This window comes from Acinetobacter sp. CAU_H_S170_2, assembly GCF_058890445.1.
This window is the reverse complement of sequence record NZ_JBZYAE010000001.1, coordinates 412,962-434,531: the sequence shown is the minus strand read 5'-3', so window position 1 is coordinate 434,531 and position 21,570 is coordinate 412,962. Positions and strand designations below refer to the sequence as shown.

Sequence of the window (21,570 nt, the reverse complement as noted above, 5' to 3'; positions counted from 1 at the left end):
CGGCATGATGTCGGTTTTTTATCACAGGTCTTTTTACCACTTTGCATAGTGCTGTTCGAGCAGCCCATATTCATTCAGCAATACAATCTCTTGATCACCCTGCTGAATTGTACCGCTAATCTTGGCTTGCCACTGACTAAACTGACTGCCCACGAGACGCAAATTTAGGTTTTCAAAACGGCGCCAACCTGTGGTCACGGTTAAATTTAAGCGTTCATCTAGAGAACGAATGCTCCAACGCCCTTCTTCTTTCATTTGGAACAGAACATCACTCACGTTGTAGAGCTTTCCATTCACCCACAGACAGTTTTCATTACCAAAACTTTCATTCACACCAGAGGCTAAGTTCAGACCAATACGTCTGCCCTCAGCATCCCAAAAACTACAAGAGAGCCAAAACCAAGCTGTTTCTGGCCGGAGGAAGCCACAGGTATCATCTAACGCAGCCAAAGTCCGCTCGTTAAACTGAATCATCTGCCCTGCTTTATTGGTAAAAAAACCCTCACAAGCTAAGGTGGTCAATTTCTGGGTATAAGTCCAGCCATTAATCCCTGTTGGACTACACATACTCAATGGATCAGTGCCTGCGCAGAAAATACGGGCACTCAGCTTAATTTCACCATACTTGGTGACTTGAACATAGCGCACCCCATTAGCATGCTGAATTTCAATTTGAAACGGTGAATTTGCAAACACACTTTGGTTATACAAAGGCTGTTCATCTAAAACGGTTTTACGCGCCAGAAAATTCACGGCGTTCCATTCAAGTACTTCATTTTTGAGATGATCGTAAATATAAACGAAACCATGCCCAGCCCAAGCAATATCAGCAATCGCTAAACCAATGGTGTAGTGTTCATGTTGAATGCTACAAAACTTAAATTTCTTATATTTCAGCTTTTTCCGCCATCCCGTAAGTACTTCACCATATGGGGTTTTATACTGATACTTATTTAAATCAATGGTTTTTGGAAGTTCGCTAAACCGACCATAATGGGGTTGTCCGTTGGACTGAATCAAATCCATTGATGCTTTATCCTTAAGCAAAAGTTAATTAATATCCCTAAGCCTATTATGCCTATAATTTTAAAGGTGAAAAGTCTTTAGTTTGTTTTTTCATCAAATTGTTCGCTAAACCTACTCTCTTTCATTTGAAGACACCACTTAAAAATTAAGAATGATCCAACCTTAATTTAACATCAGATATGTATTTTCCCAGATGTTTGCATCAAACTCAGCTTCAACCAAAACCACATAACGCCCATATACACAATCAATCGCAATACAGTCATCAACGTCTAAAACACGGTCAGTATGTTGCTTTTGCCATTTTTGATCAAAATATTGTTTGCCAAGTTGTTTAGCTTCCGCGGTATGCGGAGCAACGACGAGTACATAACGATGTAACTCCCCAAATTCACGTGCGTCATAACCACCTAAATTGATGAGCCACAGTTTTGCATCTGTGACTTGAGGCTGGGCATCACTAAACTGTATTTGGTATTTTTTCCCTCGACATTCAATACCATTCACTTGCGTCCAAGCATCAATATGTAAGCCTTTTTGTTCACCAAACCATGCATTTTTAAGTTGTGGGTAACTGTCTTCTAAACTGTCAGCGACTGCAAATACCACATCATGGACTTCGGTATTGGCGCGGGCATGGCGACCACCGAGCATAACCATAAATAGGTTGGGCATTCTATTTCCTTTCTTTTGAGATATTTTTTTATAGCTAACAGGCGTTGCACGTAAGCATCATTCATAATTGTTCGAGGTAAACTACCCTTCGAGAGACATGTTTTTGCAACTCCATTAATCACATGAAAGTATAGGACGAGTTTTGCGAATGACAATGCCTTTGGTTACTTTGGGCTTATCCAAAGTAACATTATGAACTCCTTACATTTGAGGTGTAAGCAGCAAGACTCCGTCAAAATGCAGATAACGCTACATGACCAGTAAGATAGATTTGACCAGAGCTTTCATTGGGAGGAAATATCTTACTTTTGTTTCAGCAAAAGTAACAAAACCATCTTGTTGAGCGGACATTACATCCCTGTAAAGCTACTCAACGGGCAACATCCATGTCGCCTTCACTTATTCATGTTTTTGATAAACGTCTATTTCAAAAAAATCGTGCTGAATTACTTCAGCACGATTTTCATATTGTATAATCTTCTCCACAGAGAGAAGCTTCACACCAAAGGAAAAATTACATCTCAACCATTTCTACGCCATCAATACGTGCCACAGTCATTAAGTCCTTATCACCACGGCCTGAAACAGTCGCAATAATAATTTGATCCTTAGACATGGTTGGCGCAAGTTTAGTCACATAGGCCATGGCATGAGAGCTTTCCAGTGCTGGAATAATCCCTTCAATATGGGTTAAATCACGGAAACCTTGTAAAGCCTCATTGTCATTGATTGGCACATAATCCACGCGGTGCATATCTTTTAAGAAACTATGCTCAGGGCCTACACCTGGATAATCTAAACCTGCTGAAATCGAATGGGTTTCAATGATCTGACCTTGTTCATCAGACATCAAATATGTACGGTTACCATGCAATACACCAACATGACCAGCATTTAACGGTGCAGAATGTTTGCCCGTTTCAATGCCATAACCTGCAGCTTCAACACCGTACATTTTCACATCAGCATCGTTTAAGAATGGGTAGAACAAGCCCATTGCATTTGAACCACCACCTACACATGCTACCAAGGCATCAGGTAAACGCCCTGCTTGTTCCTGAATTTGTTTGCGAGCTTCACGACCAATAATCGATTGGAAATCACGAACCAATTGAGGATATGGGTGCGGGCCTGCAACTGTACCAATCACATAGTAAGTTGAATCAACATTGGTCACCCAATCACGCATTGCTTCGTTCATGGCATCTTTCAATGTTTTAGAGCCACTTTCCACAGGCACAACGGTCGCACCGAGTAAACGCATACGATAGACATTCATGGCTTGACGTTTCACGTCTTCTGCACCCATGAATACCACACATTCAAGCCCTAAACGCGCTGCAATCGTAGCCGTTGCAACACCGTGCTGACCTGCGCCAGTTTCAGCAATAATTCGTTTTTTACCCGACAATTTTGCCAATAAAGCCTGACCAATCGTGTTGTTCACTTTATGTGAACCTGTATGATTGAGGTCTTCACGTTTTAAGTAAATTTGCGCACCACCCAATTCTTTCGACCATCGCTCAGCATAATATAAAGGACTAGGACGACCTACATAATAGGCGAGGTCACGGTCGAATTCTGCCAGAAACTGCTCATCATCTTTCATACGGAAATAGAGCTTTTCTAAGTCTTCTAATGCTGCCATTAGAGTTTCTGACACAAAACGTCCGCCATGGATACCAAAATGCCCACGTTCATCTGGGTATTGGGTATAGTCAATCACATTACTTTGCTGATCCACGATGGACTCCTTGCATGAAGTTTTCTATAAGTTGTTGGTCTTTTATACCTTTAGCGGATTCGACGCCTCCGCTGACATCTACAGCATAAGCCCCAGTCGTCTTTATAGCGTCTTCAACATTAGTTGGGGTTAAACCACCAGCTAAAATTAAAGGAATATCCAGTTTGGGGAATTGAGACCAGTCAAAACTGTGTCCTGTTCCCCCTTTCAGTTCAGGATGCCATGCATCTAAGAGCACTGCGCTTGCCCCTGCCTGTTGAAAGCGTTGAACTTCTGCTACTACATCCAGTTCAGGTCTCACTTGAATGGCTTTATACCAACGACGTCCCACTTGTGCCGCAATTGCCTGACAGTCTTCTGGTGTTTCATCACCATGAAACTGAATGATATCGAGCGCCACTTGTTTTAACACATCTGCAATGTCATCCGCAGTGGCATTCACAAAAAGCCCAACAGTTTGCACATAGGCAGGCACATGTCGAATCAATTCTTTAGCTTGAGCGGCACTGACATGGCGTGGACTAGGCGGGAAAAATACAAAACCAATTGCATCTGCCCCGGCATTGACCACAGCTTGAATATCTTGGCTACGGGTAATTCCACAAATTTTGGCACGGGTTCGCATAGGTTATGACTCTGGCTCAACCCTATTTATAGCTGATCTATAAATAACAGGGCGAATCATTGTAATGCAATTTTTTCACCTTGCGTAAAGTTCATCCTGAAAAATCTTTACATAGATTGTTTAATTCACATACAAACCTTATACTTCGCCCAAATGCAATAAGTCTAAGCACTATGCTTTAGGGAAGTTGGTGAGAGTCCAACACTGCCCCCGCAACGGTAAAACGAAACGTATATCTTTATAAGTGTTTGCACTTACATCACTGCACTCGTGTGGGAAGATGGATATACCAATATTGTTCGCAATATTTATATTTAAGTCCGGAGACCTGCTTATTGCGCCATTTAACTCAATCATTCACGGGGGGTGAATGTATGGAGCCAGCATGCCAAATTTATTTCAGCCTACAGCTTTAGTGGGCGCAATCGCTATTGCGATGGGTTTCTCCGTTTCTGCATCTGCACAAGACAGCATTAATGCATCTTTAGATACACTAGTTGTCACTGCAACACGTTCTGAAGAAAAGGTTAAAGACGTACCAGCGCGTATTTCTGTAATTGATGAAAAAACCATTGAACAGTCTCCAATTACAGATCTTCCAACTTTACTTACTAAAGAAGCAGGGCTAACTGTTAAGCAAGTCGGCGGCTACGGACAAACAGCATCAGTATATTTACGCGGAACCAATGCATCACATACTTTATTTCTACAAGATGGGATGCGCTCAAATATTGCAACTGTAGCTGGGACTAACATTCCCCTTTTTGATCTTTCGGATGTTAAACAAATTGAAATCCTTAAAGGCCCAGCATCAGTCCAATACGGTACTGATGCAATTGGGGGCGTGATTCAACTCATTTCTAAGATTCCAACAGAAAACTCAATATTCACAACGGTTGAAGCGGGTGAACGTAGTACCTATAAAACTATTTTAGGTGTTGATGTTGCAGAAGACGGTTTTTATGCTCAGCTCCGCGGTCAACGTTTTGAAACTGATGGTGATCAAATTATTGCCAATGATGACCGTAAAGCAGGCTTTGACCAAAAAGGCTATAGCGCGAAAGTTGGCGTAGAAAAAGAAGCTTATGGTCTTTCTGCTGAAGTTAAAGAAAATAAAGGAACGGGCGATTATTTTTCCTTCGGCGCTCCTAAAGCTTATGATTTTCTTAACCGCCTATACAATGTCCAAGGCCACTTAAACTTTAGCGATAGCCTAACTTGGAATACGCGTCTTTCTCAATTTGAAGACCAATATGAAGTAGTAAAAGGCTCATATCCGTCTATTGTAAATACTGAGCAGCAAGAAATTGATTCCAACTTAAAATGGCAATTCACCCAACACCAAAACATACTCGTTGGTGTTGAATACAATAAAACTGAAGCAGAGAAAGTTGCAGCTTATGTAGGTGATGAAGGCTTTAAATCAGACAATGAAACTATTGGCTATTACATACAACACCAGTTTAAAAATGACTTATTCTCAACCCAAGCAGGTGTTCGTGTAGAAGATAATCAGCAGTTTGGAACACACACAGTTGGTCAACTCGCTGCTCGCTACTTTGCCACACCAAAGACAAGTTTTTATACCAACGTAGGTACAGCGTTTAGAGCACCTGTTGTAGGCCAAATTATTTCTGAACCATCATGGTGGGGCGGTAACCCAGACTTAAAACCAGAAGAAAGTATTTCTTATGAACTAGGTTTTGATCATTCCCTTAATTACGGTATTCAACTGTATGGTTCTGTTTATCAAACCAAAGTCGATAACCTCATGGTATCTGATGCCTCTACAGGATTTAAGTTTTATAATCTGAAGAAAGCAACGTTCACTGGATCCGAGCTTGGTTTAAAGTGGAAACAGGATAGCTTATTTGCAAATGCAGAATATGCTTATGTACAACCAAAAAATGATGATACTGACGAAGATGCCCCAAACCGTCCACGTCAAAACTTTACATTATCTGCTGGTTGGGATAATGGCGTTTATGGCTTTACAACTTCTTTAGTTGCTAAAGGTCCATCTAAAGATGTTCAAGAGATTCCTGGATATGCAACGATTGATATGAATGCTTATTGGCAAATTAATCCACACGTCAAAGTTTTCTCAAACATTCATAACCTCGGTGATACAACTTATAAAGCAGCATGGAATAACGAAGTTAGTTCTTACTACCTTGCAAGCGGCCGTCTAGCTACCGCAGGAGTCACTTTCCGTTATTAATTTAATCTAAAGACTCAAAAAACAATTTAAAACAGCGCAGTTTATGGATAATGTTTTGACCGGCATTATCCTTTTTTTCATTCTTTAGGCAGGACAAATTATGGGCCACCGTTTAAGTAAAATTTATACCCGTACTGGCGACTCAGGCACCACAGGTCTGGGTGATGGATCACGTGTCACTAAAGATGATCTAAGAATTACCGCACTTGGTGATGTGGATGAACTTAATTCAACAATTGGCGTACTTCGTGCTCAAATTACCGCAAGTCAAATCACGGACAAAGCCACATGGGATAAAAGCTTAAGCCTCATTCAACATTGGCTGTTCGATTTAGGTGGTGAAGTGTGCATTCCCAACTATCATTTGCTCCAACCTGTTTGTATTGAGTTTCTTGAACAAGAAATTGACCGCATGAATGAAGACTTACCCATGCTGAAAGAATTTATCTTACCTTCGGGTTCTTTAGCATGTAGCTATGCACATCAAGCACGAGCGGTATGTCGCCGAGCTGAACGTAGCTTAATGTCAGTACACACGCGTGATCAAAATATTCAAAACACCGCACTACAGTTACTCAACCGCTTATCGGATTGGCTTTTTGTTGCATCGCGTGCTTTACAACGCGCTGAAGGTGGCTCAGAAGTGCTTTGGCAAAAAAATATCAATGAAACTATTTAAACGTTTCTAAGTTTTAGAACGAAATAGATCTTTTCGGAGTCTTGCAGTGATCAATTCACTGCAAGACTTTTTGATGTTACTTTTCTTTTGGGCAAAGCAATCAAAACCATTTTTCCAATCGTAAAACTCGTCAAATGCCTTTTCTTATCTTGAATATCACAGAAGCCTTTCATTCAAATTCAGTTCTGCCTCAAACCATTACGAATCGCATTTACTCATATCTGATATTTCCACCTTAGAATCTATCCCAATCAAATATTTTTAGCGCTACAATCACTCAAAAGACGTATATAGCTCAGGTTCAATATGAGAATCATCGGACATCGTGGTGCACGTGGCGAAGCCCCAGAAAATACACTCGGCGGTTTTCAATATATTCATGATCTGGGCATACGTGCGGTTGAGTTTGATGTTCGTCAGCTCAAAGACCATGAGCTGATCATTATGCATGATGACAACATGCTTCGGACCACCGGTATCGACCAAGCGCTCTACCCATTAAGCAGCACACAACTCGATAGCTATAACCAAGCACATATTTGGCTAGACTGGGAAAAGCAAAGTACCCCAACACTACGACAAGCACTCCAGATTATGCAGGACTTTGAACATCTTGAAGTTGAAGTCAAAGCTGTAGAAACACACGCTGAAGCGGAACGACTAACACAACATCTCACACAGCAACTTAGAGGCTTTGAACACAGTGCGGTCATTACTAGTTTTGATCTTAAAATCCTACAAGCACTCCAAGATCAACACTCAACATTTAAACGTGGCTTATTGATTGAAGACGATATTCAACATCTTGCGATTGAACAAGCGCTCAAATACGACTGTTGCCAAATCGGCTGGATGAACCAACTGGCAACCGATGACTTGTTAAAAGCCACACAACAAGCGAATTTAGCCATTAGTGTTTGGACAGTGAATGACATCGAGCGAGCTAAACATTTACGTGACTTTGGCATTGATGGATTAATTACCGATTTTCCTAAAATGATGCTACAACATTTGGCAGATGAGCATTGAACAATGCCAAAGATTGACTTGAGTTTTACATGAGCAGTGGCACTGAAAATATTGATTTTCCATATTGATCGCTCTGCTACGATAAAGCTTAGAAATGCTTCGATAATTTCGATATCTAAACATTCGTATTCTGTTACTGTTTAGTACAATACATCTGTACAATAATGCTAGTGAACCAAGGTTCGCTCATGCTAATATGCTGTAGCTTAATCCATGCAAAAAGTAATGGATTGACCTTCCATTTATACCTCCCAAGGTTTCAGGAGTGCTGTTGGAGATGAATGCTCCCCTACCCAAAGCCCCATTTAACTGGGTTGCAATTTTTGCATTGGTTTTTCTTCCCATTGTGGCTGTGATTGCAATTCCCTTATATGCCTTTCAGCATGATTTCAGCTTAGCCGCTTGGATCAGTATGTTTGTATTACTGGGTGTTAGTAGCTTAGGTATTACCGCTGGCTATCACCGCTTATGGGCACACCGTGCTTATGAAGCAAGCTTACCTTTAAAAATCATTTTGATGATTATGGGTACCTTTGCCGTGCAAAACAGTATTTTATACTGGGGTTCAGGTCACCGTACCCATCACCGCCATGTCGATGATATCGAGAAAGATCCGTACTCGATTAACAATGGTTTTTGGTATGCGCACATGGGGTGGATGCTTCGTGACTATCCATCAGCAGAACCTGATTTTAAAAATGCACCCGATTTGCTCAATGACAAATTGGTGATGTTCCAACACAAATACTATGTTCCTTTAGTGATCATCGTCCACATGGGTATTTTATTACCGATTGGTTGGGCTGTAGGCGACTTATGGGGCGTGTTATTGTTGGGCGGATTAATGCGTTTAATCCTCAGCCACCACGTCACGTTCTTCATTAACTCTTTATGCCACATGTGGGGCAAACGTCCATATACAGACGAAAATACCGCACGTGACAACTTCTGGTTAGCCATTGCCACTTGGGGTGAGGGTTATCATAACTACCACCACATTTTCCAATACGACTATCGTAACGGTGTGAAATGGTGGCAATATGATCCAACCAAATGGTTGATTTGGTCATGCTCAAAACTGGGTTTAGCTAAAAACTTACGTCGTATTCCGAGCTTTAATATTAAAAAAGCTGAACTTGCGATGAAGTTTAAATACGCTGAACAAGACTTAGAAGTTCATGGTCTAAATGTCAGTGATGACATTAGTTCCGCGAAAGCTCGTATTGCACAAGAGTATGATGCATTCACCCAAACCTTGAATGACTGGGCAAAATTGAAAGAACAAGAAATTCAAGCCAAGAAAACAGCAGTGGCTGAAAAAATCCATCAAATGGATGAGAAGCTCAAAATTGAGTTTCAGTTAGTCGAACAGCGCTTAGGTCATCATCGTCAAACCTTGACCACACTGATGCGCAGCATTAAAAAAGCCCCTGTTTCTCAGTAATTAATTATCTGATTCACCATTCCAAAAAAAGCTCCGCAAGGGGCTTTTTTTAGCAGTTCATAAAGGATAACAACATGGATATTAAGAATATTCCTTTCGGTCTCACCAACTAGGCCGAGATACCAACCACCCGCCATACAGGTGATCAGGGTTCTGCCCTATGGCGTACTCAGCAATTTGACGCGATTCGCGTGCGTATGGTGGAGTATTCTGAGAACTATATGGCCCTTGTGTATAAATAAAGCAGTGCTTGATTTATCCTCATGGTGTTCTAAAGGACATATCCTGTCGTTCTTAGAAGGCGAACTACACACGGAACTAGATGATGGTCGAACTTTTACCCTCACGGCTGGCATGAGTTACCAAGTTGCAGATCAAGCTAAAGCTCATCGCTCGTCCACCTCAAAGCGTGCCAAGCTGTTTATAGTTGACTAAAACAGTTGGATATATGTCTTAACACTAAAACTTTGCTATATTGATGGGGTCATGGCTTATCCCTTGTGATCCTTCACTATGCAGTTCAATTCACGCTACTCCCTCCTTCCTTCAAAACTTTATCACCATCAACAGCCCTTGCCACTAAAAGGGGCAAAAGCAGGTCATTTCAATGCCGCTTTAGCAGAACAGTTGCAATGGTCTGAAGCCGACAAACAGTCTTGGATAGAGATTTGTAGCGGACAAAAAACCTTTAGTGAATTTGAACCATTGGCAATGGTCTATGCTGGGCATCAATTTGGTCAGTGGGCAGGACAGCTCGGTGATGGTCGAGGTTTATTGATTGTGCAAATTCTCGATCAACATGGGCAAACCGTTGACCTGCATTTAAAGGGCGCAGGTTCTACTCCTTATTCGCGTATGGGAGATGGTCGTGCGGTACTTCGCTCCGTCATTCGTGAGTATTTGGCTGGACATGCGCTGAATAATTTAGGCGTCGCATCGAGTAATGCCGTAGGCTTTACCTCGTCGGCTCAAGGCGTGCAACGGGAGAAATTGGAACTCGGTGCAATGATGTTACGTACATCGGACTGTCATATTCGCTTGGGGCATTTTGAGTGGATTAATCAGTATCAACCTGACTTACTTGACGAATTTAGCCAGAAATGCATCGAATGGCATTACCCCGAGTGTTTAGATGCGGAACAACCTGTTTTGGCATTTGCAACCCAAGTGATTCAACGGACTGCGGTAATGATTGCCAAATGGCAACTGGTCGGCTTCGCACATGGAGTAATGAATACCGATAATTTAAACATTACAGGTTCAACCCTCGATTTTGGCCCTTATGGCTTTATGGAACGCTTCCGTCCGAATTGGATTAACAATCACTCTGACTATCAAGGCCGCTATACCTATCAGCAGCAGCCGAGCATTGGACACTGGAACTTATGGACATGGTTGAATAACCTCATTCCGCTTTGTCCGCAAGACTATGACAAAGAACAATGGAAGCAAGATCTTGCCGATTGCCTAGAGCACTATGAACCCACGTTCTTGGAGCACTACAAACTAGGTTTAAGTCAGAAAATGGGCTTACCTCATTTCCACACGGACAGTTTTGACTGTGCCATGACTTTCTTACGGATTCTACAAACTGAACAGCTCGACTACACACAAAGCTTTACGCGTTTGCAAGAGCAGCAATATGAAATGATTAAAGATGACTGCCTTGACCGTCGTCAGTTTGAAAGTTTCCTCGCTCAGTATGAACAAATTCGTGCAAATCAAGACACGGCAGAACTCAATGCAGCCATGCAACAAGCCAACCCTGTTTATATCCTACGCAATCACATGGCGCAAAAAGCGATTGAGCTGGCTGAGCGGAATGATTTCTCAGAAGTCGAACGCTTATTTGACCTGCTTAGCCAACCGTTTGAGCGGAATGTCGCACTAGAGAAAGCGGAAGATTTAGCACCTTTGCCAACGGATGTTCCTGAGGTAATGGTGAGTTGTTCATCTTAAGCGTTTGGCTTAAACTGTGGATAAATTAAACAATATCCACAGGGCTTCGCCCACTGAGTGATGATCACCATGTCCTTACACCTTATTGCTGCAAAAGCTGCACTTGCCCTGCCAGAAGTGACGTGTAGTCAGCCCTTTGGTGAAGGCTGTGATGTATATAAAGTCATGGATAAAATGTTTTTACTCAATTCATCATTAAGTGGGGCAGCTTTAAGTAACTTAAAAGTTATGCCTGACCACGGCACGATGCTACGTGATATTTATTCGTATATTCATGCAGGATGGCATATGAATAAAAAGCATTGGATTTCAATTTATGAGGATGAAAACTTAGATCCTGATTTAGTCATTGATCTGGTACATAGCTCTTATGAGCTCGTGGTATCCAAGCTGAATAAACGACAAAGACAGCGAATCGCTGCGCTTCAAGCCATCACCTAAATATGTATTGAGTGAAAAAGATTGTTAATTATTCCTATTACATGTTCTAAAGCACAACCCTATCACTGTATCAAACAGATCATCGGTTTGAACGCATATTGTCTCGGCTAAACAGTTTTTCGACGTTTTCTACGTATTGCCCATTTGAACCCAAATTTTGAAACGAAAAGTGAAATGAGGCATTCATAGATCATAAAAAAAGCCCGACATCCTGTCGAGCTTTTTCGTATTGGTTAGCTAGGTATAACTCCTGTCGTACCTCACATCCTAGTATTGAACTTATCATTTTTGTTTTATGTTTTGGAACTTCCTGTTCTCTATGACTGCATCATATAAAAAATCTTGGGACTGACCTAGACGCAATCGACTTGAATAGTTGTAAGCCAAAACGTACATGGAAAAATAAGCTTAATTAGACTTACCCCCAAAATTATCCGCAGAAATTGTGGATAGTTTTCAGGATAACCGAAGCTAAACCTGACTCCTTAAAGTTAATTTTTGAGTACTTTAAAAGCAACTTTATAGCCCACTGCTTCAATCTGTCGGAAATACAAGCACTCTTTTCTCAATTTTGCCTATTTAATTATCTATACATATCAATCCGAAAAGTTGAAGTATGAGAGTAGCTCACTCTCCACCCAAGTTAATCAGCAGGTCATGCCAAACCTCAGATAAAGACCCATTGAGAATCAGTAAAATCTTGTTCATTTTCATATTCAGTTGCTGATTTGAATATCGACTCATCGACTTTGTCTAAAACAAACGTAAAAGTAAAAAGACAAATTAAAACATTATTTTAGATACTTATAATTCACCCATGAACCAGAACCCTAAATGATCAAAAACCCAATAAAAAAAGGACTCAATATGAGTCCTTTTCAACATCATCACTTGCGCTTTAGCTCTTCTTCGCCTTCAATGTTTTAAATAACACAAATAACACGAGGATCCACACAGGAAGCATCAACACGGAAAGCATAAAACCTTGATTCCACATGATATATAAAATCATCAGCATAAACACTAAAACAAAATAATTGCTAAACGGTGCAAATAACGCTGGAAACTTAGTTTGAATGCCCTGCTTTTTGATACTCTGTCTAAATTTAAGATGGATCAAACTGATCATCATCCAATTCAACACCGCAGCACTGACCACAATATAAATCAGATAACTGAGCGCTTTTTCAGGCAAAAAGTAATTCAACAGCACGCAACCAAAAATCAGTAATGCTGAAAATAAAACAGCCGCAATCGGTGTCCCTTGTCGATTAACCTGCTTAAAAACTTGCGGGGCATTACCCTGTTCGGCCAGACCTAATAGCATGCGACTATTGGCATACATCCCACTATTACAAACAGAAACCGATGCCGTCAGAATAATAAAATTGAGTAAATGCGCTGCCCAATCAATGCCTATTTGCTTAAAAATCAGTACGAATGGGCTTTTATCTAAGCCCCCCAAATCCAATTGATTCCAAGGCACCAGAGACAAAAGAATCGCCAGCGAGCAAATATAGAATAGGAAAACCCGAATCACCGTTTGATTGACGGCTTTTGGAATGTTCTTTTCAGGATCTTCGGTTTCCGCAGCCGCCATACTGATCAGCTCAATGCCACCAAAGGCAAACATCATAAAGGCCAGCATATAAAACAAGCCTTCAAAGCCATGTGGGAAAAACCCGCCATGTGCCCATAAGTTCGTGACAGATGCGGTTGAAGCGACATCAGCCGTCAACAACAGGTAAACCCCGAAAATGATCATGGCGATAATCGCCACAACTTTAATCATCGACAGCCAAAACTCAGACTCCGCATACAGTTTGACATTGGCAAGATTGGCCAGTGTGATCACCACAAAAAATACCAGCACCGAGACCCACGCAGGAATATGTGGCCACCAGTAATTCACATACTTACCAATCGCGGTCAGTTCAGTCATCACCACCAAGATATACAGTACCCAGTAGTTCCAGCCCGTTAAAAAGCCTGAAAACCGCCCCCAATATTTAAAGGCAAAGTAGCTGAATGAACCCGTCACTGGCTCATGTACAATCATTTCACCGAGCTGACGCATAATTAAAAATGCAATCAAACCGCCAATCATATAACCCAAAATAATAGATGGGCCAGCAGATTCAATAATATGTGCTGAACCTAAGAACAGCCCTGTGCCAATTGCACCCCCCATGGCGATCAATTGAATATGGCGGTTCTTTAAACGGCGCTGAAGTTTAGGCGTCTCGCTGCTCAAAACACATGCTCATCTGATAAAAAAATGAATTGTACCGCTTGCACAGACGATCAACCAGTCTTGTCCTTTTAAATTGCAGATTGCTCGGTTTCATTTCACCAGTTGGAGATTTAAGCAAACTGCTGATTTTGATTGCCGCATTTGCTTGAACCCCATAAAAAAAGCGGATAAACCTCAGCTTATCCGCTTTTTTTATCGTTCAGAAAACTGAATTAATCTTCAGGATATTCAAAACGGTAGCCTACCCCATATACCGCCTGAACCCATTCATGACGGTTACCTGTTTCAGCCGCATCAGAGATCTTACGACGTAAGTTCTTAATATGACTATCAATCACACGGTCAGCCACTTCAAAGCTGTCTGGGTTGATATGATCCAGCAACTGTGCACGTGAATAGACTTGACCCACATGCTCTAAAAACAACTCCAGTAAACGAAACTCGGTCGGCGTTAAGTTTAAAGGCTTTTGTTGATACCAAATGCGTTGTTGCGCTTTATCCATACGGAACAAAGACTGATCTTCAGGCTCAGCCTTACGCTCTAAACGACGTAACACGGCTTGAACACGCGCCACCAATTCTTTCGGGCTAAAGGGTTTACACACATAGTCGTCTGCCCCCATGTTCAAGCCAAGCACGCGGTCGATTTCTTCCGTACGCGCGGTGACCATAATGATCGGCAAATCCGACTGTTCACGGACTTTACGACAAATGGTCGAGCCATCCATACGCGGCACCATCAAGTCTAAAATCATCAGACTCGGTTTACGCTGCGTAAAGCTATCATAGGCTTCCTGACCATCGTGAAACATACTGACTTCAAAGCCCGCTGCTTCAAGATAATCGCGGACTAATTGTGCAAGTTCTACTTCATCTTCAACCAGCATAATATGTTTCATACATACTTCCTTTTGTGTTTCATTTTTTTGGGAACGTTAACTTGCAACGTAAACCACCCAAAGGCGAATGATCAAAACTCAATTCGCCGCCCAAAGCCTGTGCCAGTTTAGCCGATAAAGCCAAACCTAAACCTGTACCACCTGTGCTCCGTGTACGCGAGTCATCGACTCGATAGAAACGCTCACCGAGTCGTGCCAGTTGCTCATCAGTTAAACCATATGGACTGTCATCGACATAGACCGTCCAATCTGTTGCGGACTGTTCCGTATGGACTCGAACCTGACCACCCGCTTCGGTATAACGAATGCTATTACCCAACAAATTGACCATGATTTGCTTAAAGCGGTCAATATCAAGTTGTAACTCGGCGCCCTCACCTTCGACACTAATGCTTAAATGGGCCTGTTCAAATTTAGGCTTAAAGTTTTCCACTTCTTGCTCAATCACCGCCCACGGGTTTACGGTTGCAAAGTAACAGTTTAATTGCTGTGCTTCCGCTTGTGCCAAATCGGCCAAGTCATGCGTGAGTTTTTTCAAGCTGGTGACTTGGCGTAACATCGATTCAAAATGCTCAGGCGTTGGCTTTCGAATACCGTCTTGCATCGCTTCGATCTGCGCTTGTAACACTGCCAGCGGTGTTTTCAACTCGTGTGAAGTATCTGACACCCACTGACGACGTGAAATTTCATGCTGATCTAAAATCACCGCCAGTTGGTTCAGTTCATTGGATAAATCACCCAGCTCATCGTTTCGATTCACTTTAACTTGATGCTGAAAATTACCCTTGGTTAATTCACGCGTACCATTCAACAAGCGTTGAATCGGTGTCTTAAAATAAGTCGCAAGTAACAACGCAGCAATTAAACTGGCAAAAACGGTTAAACCATAGACCAGTAATAAATAACGTTTTTGATTACTAAAGAAATTGATACTCAATGCATCATCTTGATCGAGGACTGGTTTCAGCCCCAAGTACCCCACCACTTGGTTATTCACCACAATAGGACGGAAAGAAACTTGATCATCCGAAGGTTCACCGACCACGAACTGACGCTGCGTATCGTATAAAGACAAACGCGAGCTAAGACCTAAACGGTCAGGCGTGGAAATAAACTGTTTTTTACCTGTGTTTTGTTTGCTCTCTTGTTCAATCTCTTCTTTTTTACGATCTGGGCGGAAAACATTTTGATTGGCGCTGAGCGGGAACTTTAAACCTTCGAAGGGTTGAAACTCCGAAGGTAAGTTTTCCTCCAAAGCTTGCAGTTCTTGTTCGGTTAAAATCTGTTTTTCATGTTTGACTTCAGTGGTAGAAACATCACTGAGTAAGGTTTTGGTATTTTCTTTAAAATAACGCTGTTGCAAAGCAATGTCGTACTGACGACGTAACCACCAACGAGAGAGACGGTCATAATCATCTGGCGCAGCATGTCCTTCAATCTGCAAAATTTGCGCTTGAATGGCATTGCCCCAGTCATGATAAGTGCTATAAACGCCAGCCAAGTTATCAATCAGATGATCGAGCTTTTGCATTTCCACGTCCGCCACATATTTGGCAAAATTCTTTTGCATCGTCCAATGCAGCACACCTAAACTCACCGTGGTAATCACCAAAGTGGTCAGCAATACAGTGAGGAATAAGCGTAAAGCAATCGGTACGCGGCGAATCTTCAAAAGCAATCTCTCGGTCATTCTTTTGCCTTGTTATTGTATAGAACACTGCATCAAAAAACTCTCCATTGTTTCTACATCTTTATTATTTAATCTTTAATCATCCAAAATCACATGCTCTTGTATGGGGGAGTTGTAGAATGAATAAGATGACAAAAATTGCTTTAGCCACTGCCAGCGTTTTATCTGTAGGTGCGTTGACTGCCTGTCAATCCACCCAAGCACCAAAAGATATGGAGCAGTCGCAACATATGCATAGTCATTATCAAAAAGACCGTCATATGACACCTGAACAACGCGAACAGTTTGAAAAAATGCGTACTGAACGCAAGCAGGTCATGCAAGACATTAAAAAAGCCTGCGATGGCAAAGCAGTGGGTTCAGCAGTCCAAGTTAAAGCAGGTGAACAAACACTAGAAGGCACATGTGCGATTTCATTTAAACCGAACCGTGATGAAATGAAACGTGGTGAACACCGCCCAATGCGTGGTGATCAAGCCGATCGTGGTGAATTCCGTGGCATGCATATGCAGCGTGGCGAACCACTAACCGATGCGAAACGTGCTGAGTTAACTCAGCAATACGATCAACGTTTAGCTGAACGTCAAGCGCGCCAACAAGCTGCGACCAAAGCCTGCCAAGGTCAAACCGATGGTAAAGTCGTGCAGTTAAAAGTTGGCACACAAACAGTAGATGGCAAATGTATCGTTCACTTCCAGCCTAAAGCCCCTGTTTCAGCACCGAATAAGGCTGCTTAAGCCACTTTAAAAAGCATAAATATATAAAAAGGCGCAAATTGCGCCTTTTTTATTGGACATAACTTTTTACGCTTTTTGACTATTTATGTCATGCCAAAAGCAGCAAAACTGTTTACACTCAGTGCACTTAGCGATTTTGAATAATATTTATTTGACTTTACAGTCACCAAGAAAAGCACCTGAACCGCTTGTACCAAATTAGAAGATGTTGCACGATTAAGTTATTCCAATCCGTGTCAAAGAAGACACGTTTTTATGTTTATTAGGATTATAAGCTGGTTAAACCAGTATTGAGGAAACCGATATGCCACAATACAAAGCGCCCTTACGTGATATGCAATTCGTACTGCATGAGCTATTGAATGCAGAAGAACACTATTCTAAATTGCCTGCATTTCAGGAAACCGTAAGCCGTGAATTGGTTGACCAATATTTAGAAGCTGCTGCAGATTTCTGTGAAAACGAATTGTCTCCAATCAACCAAAGCGGCGACCGCGAAGGTTGTACTTGGAATGATGGCGTTGTTACAACTCCAACTGGCTTTAAAGAAGCGTATCAAAAATATATCGAACTTGGCTTCCCGTCTCTTTCTGCTGAAGAACAATACGGCGGTCAAGCATTACCTGTTTCTTTGGGTAACGTGATTTCAGAAATGGTCGGTACTGCAAACTGGGCATGGGGCATGTACCCAGGTCTTTCTCATGGTGCAGTTCGTACTTTAGAACATCACGGTTCAGCTGAACAAAAAGATGTTTACTTACCAAACCTTGTTTCAGGTGTTTGGACAGGTACGATGTGCTTAACAGAATCACACGCTGGTTCTGACTTGGGTATTATCCGTACTAAAGCTGAACCACAAGCTGACGGTAGCTATGCCATCACAGGCGAGAAAATCTTTATCTCAGCAGGTGAACATGACATGGCTGAGAACATTGTCCATATTGTTCTTGCTCGTCTTCCTGGCGCACCTAAAGGCACTAAAGGTATTTCACTATTTATCGTACCAAAGTTCAATGTAAATGCAGATGGCTCTTTAGGCGAGCGTAACGCAGTTCGTTGTGGTTCAATCGAACACAAAATGGGGATTCATGGTAACGCAACTTGCGTCATCAACTTTGACAATGCAAAAGGTTTCTTGATTGGCCCTGAAAACCGTGGCTTAAACTGCATGTTCACTTTCATGAACACCGCACGTATTGGTACTGCTGTTCAAGGTCTTGCTGCATCTGAAGGTGCATTCCAAGGTGCATTAACCTATGCGAAAGACCGCTTGGCAATGCGTTCTTTAACAGGTCCTAAAGCACCAGAAAAAGAAGCCGATCCAATTATTGTTCACCCTGCTGTTCGTAACATGCTGTTAACTCAAAAAGCATTTGCTGAAGGTGGTCGTGCACTGGTTTACTTATTGTCTCTACATGCGGACGTGGTTGAGCAAGGTGCAACGGAAGAAGAGCGTAAATCTTCTGACAACATCTTGTCACTGCTTACTCCAATTGCAAAAGCATTCTTGACTGAAACGGGTTCTGAATCTGCAAAACACGGCGTTCAAGTGTTTGGTGGTCACGGCTTTATTTCAGAGCATGGTATGGAACAAATCGTTCGTGATACACGTATTGCGTGTTTATACGAAGGGACAACTGAAATCCAAGCACTTGACTTGTTAGGTCGTAAAGTTTTGGGTACTCAAGGTGCAATGTTGAAAGACTTCACTAAGATTATTCACAAATTTGTTGAAGCAAACAAAGACAATGCTGCAATGAAAGAGTTTGTTGAACCTCTTGCTGCTCTAAACAAAGAGTGGGGCGACTTAACCATGCAAATTGGTATGAAAGCAATGCAAAACCCAGATGAAGTGGGTGCTGCTGCGGTCGATTACCTCTACTTCTCTGGTTATGTAACGCTTGCTTACCTATGGGCACGTATGGCACTTGTGGCTCAAGAAACATTGGCTGCAGGTACAACTGACGTTGACTTCTATAATGCGAAAGTCACGACAGCTCGTTTCTACTTCAAGAAGATTCTTCCACGTGTTCGCTCACACGTTGACGTGATTGCTGGTGGCGTAGAACCGTTACTTGCATTAGATGCAGAGCACTTTTCATTCTAAGTAATTAATAACTAATTCGATATTTGAAATAGTTGTACTCTTGAGTACAGAAATGAAAAAGGACAGTCATAGCTTTGGCGGTCCTTTTTCTTTATAAATAGAGCGTTATTTCGCTTGGGTCATCTGACAACACTCTCCGTTGTTAATTAAGCTGTCCTAAGTCTACAGAGATTCAAACAATAAACAGGTGAACGAACATGCCAATTTATAATGCCCCACTTGCGGATATGAAATTTATCCTCAATGACGTTTTCAACGCAGATCAGTTCTGGCAGTCTAATGAAAATCTAGCTCATGTAGACAGTGCGACGGCTGAAGCGATCCTCGAGGAAATGGCTAAATTTGCGCAAAACGTAACCCTGCCTTTAAACCGTACAGGTGATGAAGAAGGTGCAACATTTAGCAATGGCGCAGTGACTACACCTGCTGGTTTTAAAGAAGCATTTAAGCAATATGCTGAAGGCGGTTGGATTGGCTTAGCGGCTGATGAAGAATGGGGCGGTCAAGGCATGCCAAAAATGCTGACGGTTCTTGCAGATGAAATGCTGTTCGCAACCAACCCATCATTCATGCTCTACCCGCTTCTTTCTGTCGGTGCAGGTATGGCACTGAACAGCTACGCATCGCAAGAACAAAAAGAAACCTATTTACCTAAAATTTACTCAGGCGAATGGTCTGGGACCATGTGTCTAACTGAGCCACATGCAGGTACAGATTTAGGCATTATCAAAACTAAAGCTGAACGTAACGAAGACGGCACCTATAACATTACAGGGACCAAAATCTTTATTACTGGTGGTGACCACGACTTAGCTGAAAATATCATTCACTTGGTTCTAGCGAAAACACCAGATGCACCTGCGGGTTCACGTGGTATTTCACTCTTCATCGTACCTAAATTCTTAGTGAATGCAGATGGTTCTGTGGGCGAGCGTAATGCAGCAGGTCCAGGTTCAATTGAACACAAAATGGGGATCAAAGCGTCTGCAACTTGTGTAATGAACTTTGACGGTGCCAAAGGTTACTTGGTCGGTAAAGAAAATGAAGGCCTTGCGGCTATGTTCGTGATGATGAACTACGAACGTTTATCGATGGGTATTCAAGGTTTAGGTGCATCTGAATTTGCTTACCAAAATGCTGCACAGTACGCGACAGACCGTCTACAAGGTCGTAGCGCTTCTGGTGTTCAATCGCCTGCTAAACCTGCAGACAGCATTTTAGTTCATGGTGATGTACGTCGTATGTTGCTGAATGCACGTGCCAATAATGAAGCATCTCGCGCATTTGCAGTATATGTCGGTCAGCAACTGGATATCACTAAATTCTCAACAGACCCTGAAGCGGTGAAAGCAGCCAATGACCGTGTTGCCTTATTAACCCCAATTGCAAAAGCGTATTTAACTGACACAGCATTCCAAGCAACTTTAGATGCACAAATGGTCTTCGGTGGTCATGGTTATATTCGTGAATGGGGCATGGAGCAATGTGTACGTGACTTACGTATTGCACAAATCTATGAAGGCACCAACGGCGTTCAGTCTCAAGATTTAATCGGTCGTAAAACCATTAAATGTAGTGGTGCATTCATTGCAGACTACATTACTGAAATCCGTGACTTTGCTAACAGCTTAGACGCTGACCTAAACTTCATTAAAGATGCAACACTCGATGCGGCAACTGAAGTGGAAGAAGTGACTAAGTATATCCTTGAACGTGCTGCTGAAAGTGCAGAGTTCCCGAATGCAGCAGCAGTGGATTACTTACATGCAGTCGGCCTACTCAGCTTTGCCTATATGTTTGCAAGAATTGCCAATGCTGCAAAAGCCAAAGATGGTGACTTCTATCAAAACAAACTGGCGCTTGCAGCTTACTTTACACAACGTATTTTGCCTGAAATCGACTTACGTATTGTAAAAGTAAAAGCAGGTGCAGAAGTCATCACGAACTTCTCTGAAGACTACTTCACCAGCCAAGCTTAATCGCCTAAAGACTAAATAAAAAACGCCTGCTTCGTCAGGCGTTTTTTTATGGCTCAGCTTT

At 42.1% G+C, this 21,570-nt stretch carries 16 protein-coding genes, 1 pseudogene and 1 riboswitch; of the genes and pseudogenes, 10 read left to right on the top strand and 7 right to left on the bottom strand.

Annotation, left to right across the window (positions count from 1 at the left end):
• Positions 1 to 33: 33 nt before the first annotated feature.
• From AC5EUN_RS02155 to AC5EUN_RS02140, 4 genes are all read right to left on the bottom strand, one after another.
• Positions 34 to 1,026 carry a DUF2804 domain-containing protein gene (locus tag AC5EUN_RS02155; RefSeq protein WP_010327483.1) on the bottom strand — a complete coding sequence of 331 codons (993 nt, stop codon included), beginning with the start codon at positions 1,024 to 1,026 and terminating at the stop codon, positions 34 to 36.
• A gap of 162 nt (positions 1,027 to 1,188) precedes the next feature.
• Positions 1,189 to 1,701, bottom strand: a complete 513-nt coding sequence (locus AC5EUN_RS02150; RefSeq protein ID WP_010327484.1) for a DUF1543 domain-containing protein — start codon at positions 1,699 to 1,701, stop codon at positions 1,189 to 1,191.
• A 514-nt stretch (positions 1,702 to 2,215) separates the two neighbouring features.
• Entirely contained in the window at positions 2,216 to 3,445 is a 1,230-nt protein-coding gene (trpB, locus tag AC5EUN_RS02145; RefSeq protein WP_010327485.1) for a tryptophan synthase subunit beta, read from the bottom strand.
• Positions 3,429 to 4,070: a phosphoribosylanthranilate isomerase gene (locus AC5EUN_RS02140; protein WP_010327486.1), complete on the bottom strand. Its 642-nt coding sequence runs from the start codon at positions 4,068 to 4,070 to the stop codon at positions 3,429 to 3,431. Before AC5EUN_RS02140 ends, trpB begins: the two co-directional genes overlap by 17 nt.
• Positions 4,071 to 4,213: 143 nt before the next feature.
• Positions 4,214 to 4,420: riboswitch (cobalamin riboswitch) on the top strand.
• A 35-nt stretch (positions 4,421 to 4,455) separates the two neighbouring features.
• On the opposite strand from AC5EUN_RS02140, the gene AC5EUN_RS02135 reads away from it, so the two are divergent.
• From AC5EUN_RS02135 to AC5EUN_RS02105, 7 genes and pseudogenes are all read left to right on the top strand, one after another.
• Positions 4,456 to 6,291, top strand: a complete 1,836-nt coding sequence (locus tag AC5EUN_RS02135) for a TonB-dependent receptor plug domain-containing protein (RefSeq protein WP_029575107.1) — start codon at positions 4,456 to 4,458, stop codon at positions 6,289 to 6,291.
• A 100-nt stretch (positions 6,292 to 6,391) separates the two neighbouring features.
• Positions 6,392 to 6,970: a cob(I)yrinic acid a,c-diamide adenosyltransferase gene (locus tag AC5EUN_RS02130; protein ID WP_010327488.1), complete on the top strand. Its 579-nt coding sequence runs from the start codon at positions 6,392 to 6,394 to the stop codon at positions 6,968 to 6,970.
• A gap of 306 nt (positions 6,971 to 7,276) precedes the next feature.
• Entirely contained in the window at positions 7,277 to 7,999 is a 723-nt protein-coding gene (locus AC5EUN_RS02125; protein ID WP_010327489.1) for a glycerophosphodiester phosphodiesterase, read from the top strand.
• A gap of 277 nt (positions 8,000 to 8,276) precedes the next feature.
• Positions 8,277 to 9,443, top strand: a complete 1,167-nt coding sequence (locus AC5EUN_RS02120) for an acyl-CoA desaturase (protein ID WP_010327490.1) — start codon at positions 8,277 to 8,279, stop codon at positions 9,441 to 9,443.
• Positions 9,444 to 9,562: 119 nt separating this feature from the next.
• Positions 9,563 to 9,878 (top strand): annotated as a pseudogene (locus AC5EUN_RS02115) (DHCW motif cupin fold protein).
• Positions 9,879 to 9,956: 78 nt separating this feature from the next.
• Positions 9,957 to 11,402 carry a protein adenylyltransferase SelO gene (locus AC5EUN_RS02110; protein WP_130235109.1) on the top strand — a complete coding sequence of 482 codons (1,446 nt, stop codon included), beginning with the start codon at positions 9,957 to 9,959 and terminating at the stop codon, positions 11,400 to 11,402.
• A 69-nt stretch (positions 11,403 to 11,471) separates the two neighbouring features.
• Positions 11,472 to 11,843, top strand: coding sequence for an MmcQ/YjbR family DNA-binding protein (locus AC5EUN_RS02105; protein ID WP_130235108.1), 372 nt, complete (start codon positions 11,472 to 11,474; stop codon positions 11,841 to 11,843).
• 898 nt (positions 11,844 to 12,741) lie between these two features.
• Here AC5EUN_RS02105 and AC5EUN_RS02100 read toward each other — a convergent pair.
• The 3 genes from AC5EUN_RS02100 to baeS all read right to left on the bottom strand — a co-directional run bounded on the left by AC5EUN_RS02100 (position 12,742) and on the right by baeS (position 16,668).
• Positions 12,742 to 14,097: an amino acid permease gene (locus AC5EUN_RS02100; RefSeq protein WP_130234984.1), complete on the bottom strand. Its 1,356-nt coding sequence runs from the start codon at positions 14,095 to 14,097 to the stop codon at positions 12,742 to 12,744.
• Positions 14,098 to 14,309: 212 nt separating this feature from the next.
• Positions 14,310 to 14,996, bottom strand: coding sequence for a response regulator (locus tag AC5EUN_RS02095; protein ID WP_130234985.1), 687 nt, complete (start codon positions 14,994 to 14,996; stop codon positions 14,310 to 14,312).
• Positions 14,997 to 15,015: 19 nt separating this feature from the next.
• On the bottom strand, positions 15,016 to 16,668 hold the full coding sequence (gene baeS, locus AC5EUN_RS02090) for a sensor histidine kinase efflux regulator BaeS (protein ID WP_004697753.1): 1,653 nt from the start codon (positions 16,666 to 16,668) through the stop codon (positions 15,016 to 15,018).
• A 137-nt stretch (positions 16,669 to 16,805) separates the two neighbouring features.
• Here baeS and AC5EUN_RS02085 point away from each other — a divergent pair, with 137 nt between their 5' ends.
• The 3 genes from AC5EUN_RS02085 to AC5EUN_RS02075 all read left to right on the top strand — a co-directional run bounded on the left by AC5EUN_RS02085 (position 16,806) and on the right by AC5EUN_RS02075 (position 21,509).
• A complete protein-coding gene (locus AC5EUN_RS02085; RefSeq protein ID WP_130234986.1) occupies positions 16,806 to 17,423 on the top strand; it encodes a hypothetical protein in 618 nt (205 codons plus the stop codon).
• Between the two features lie 304 nt (positions 17,424 to 17,727).
• Positions 17,728 to 19,530 (top strand): acyl-CoA dehydrogenase C-terminal domain-containing protein, encoded by a 1,803-nt coding sequence (locus tag AC5EUN_RS02080; RefSeq protein WP_130234987.1) that lies wholly within the window; start codon positions 17,728 to 17,730, stop codon positions 19,528 to 19,530.
• A gap of 197 nt (positions 19,531 to 19,727) precedes the next feature.
• A complete protein-coding gene (locus AC5EUN_RS02075) occupies positions 19,728 to 21,509 on the top strand; it encodes an acyl-CoA dehydrogenase C-terminal domain-containing protein (protein ID WP_130234988.1) in 1,782 nt (593 codons plus the stop codon).
• Positions 21,510 to 21,570 lie beyond the last annotated feature (61 nt).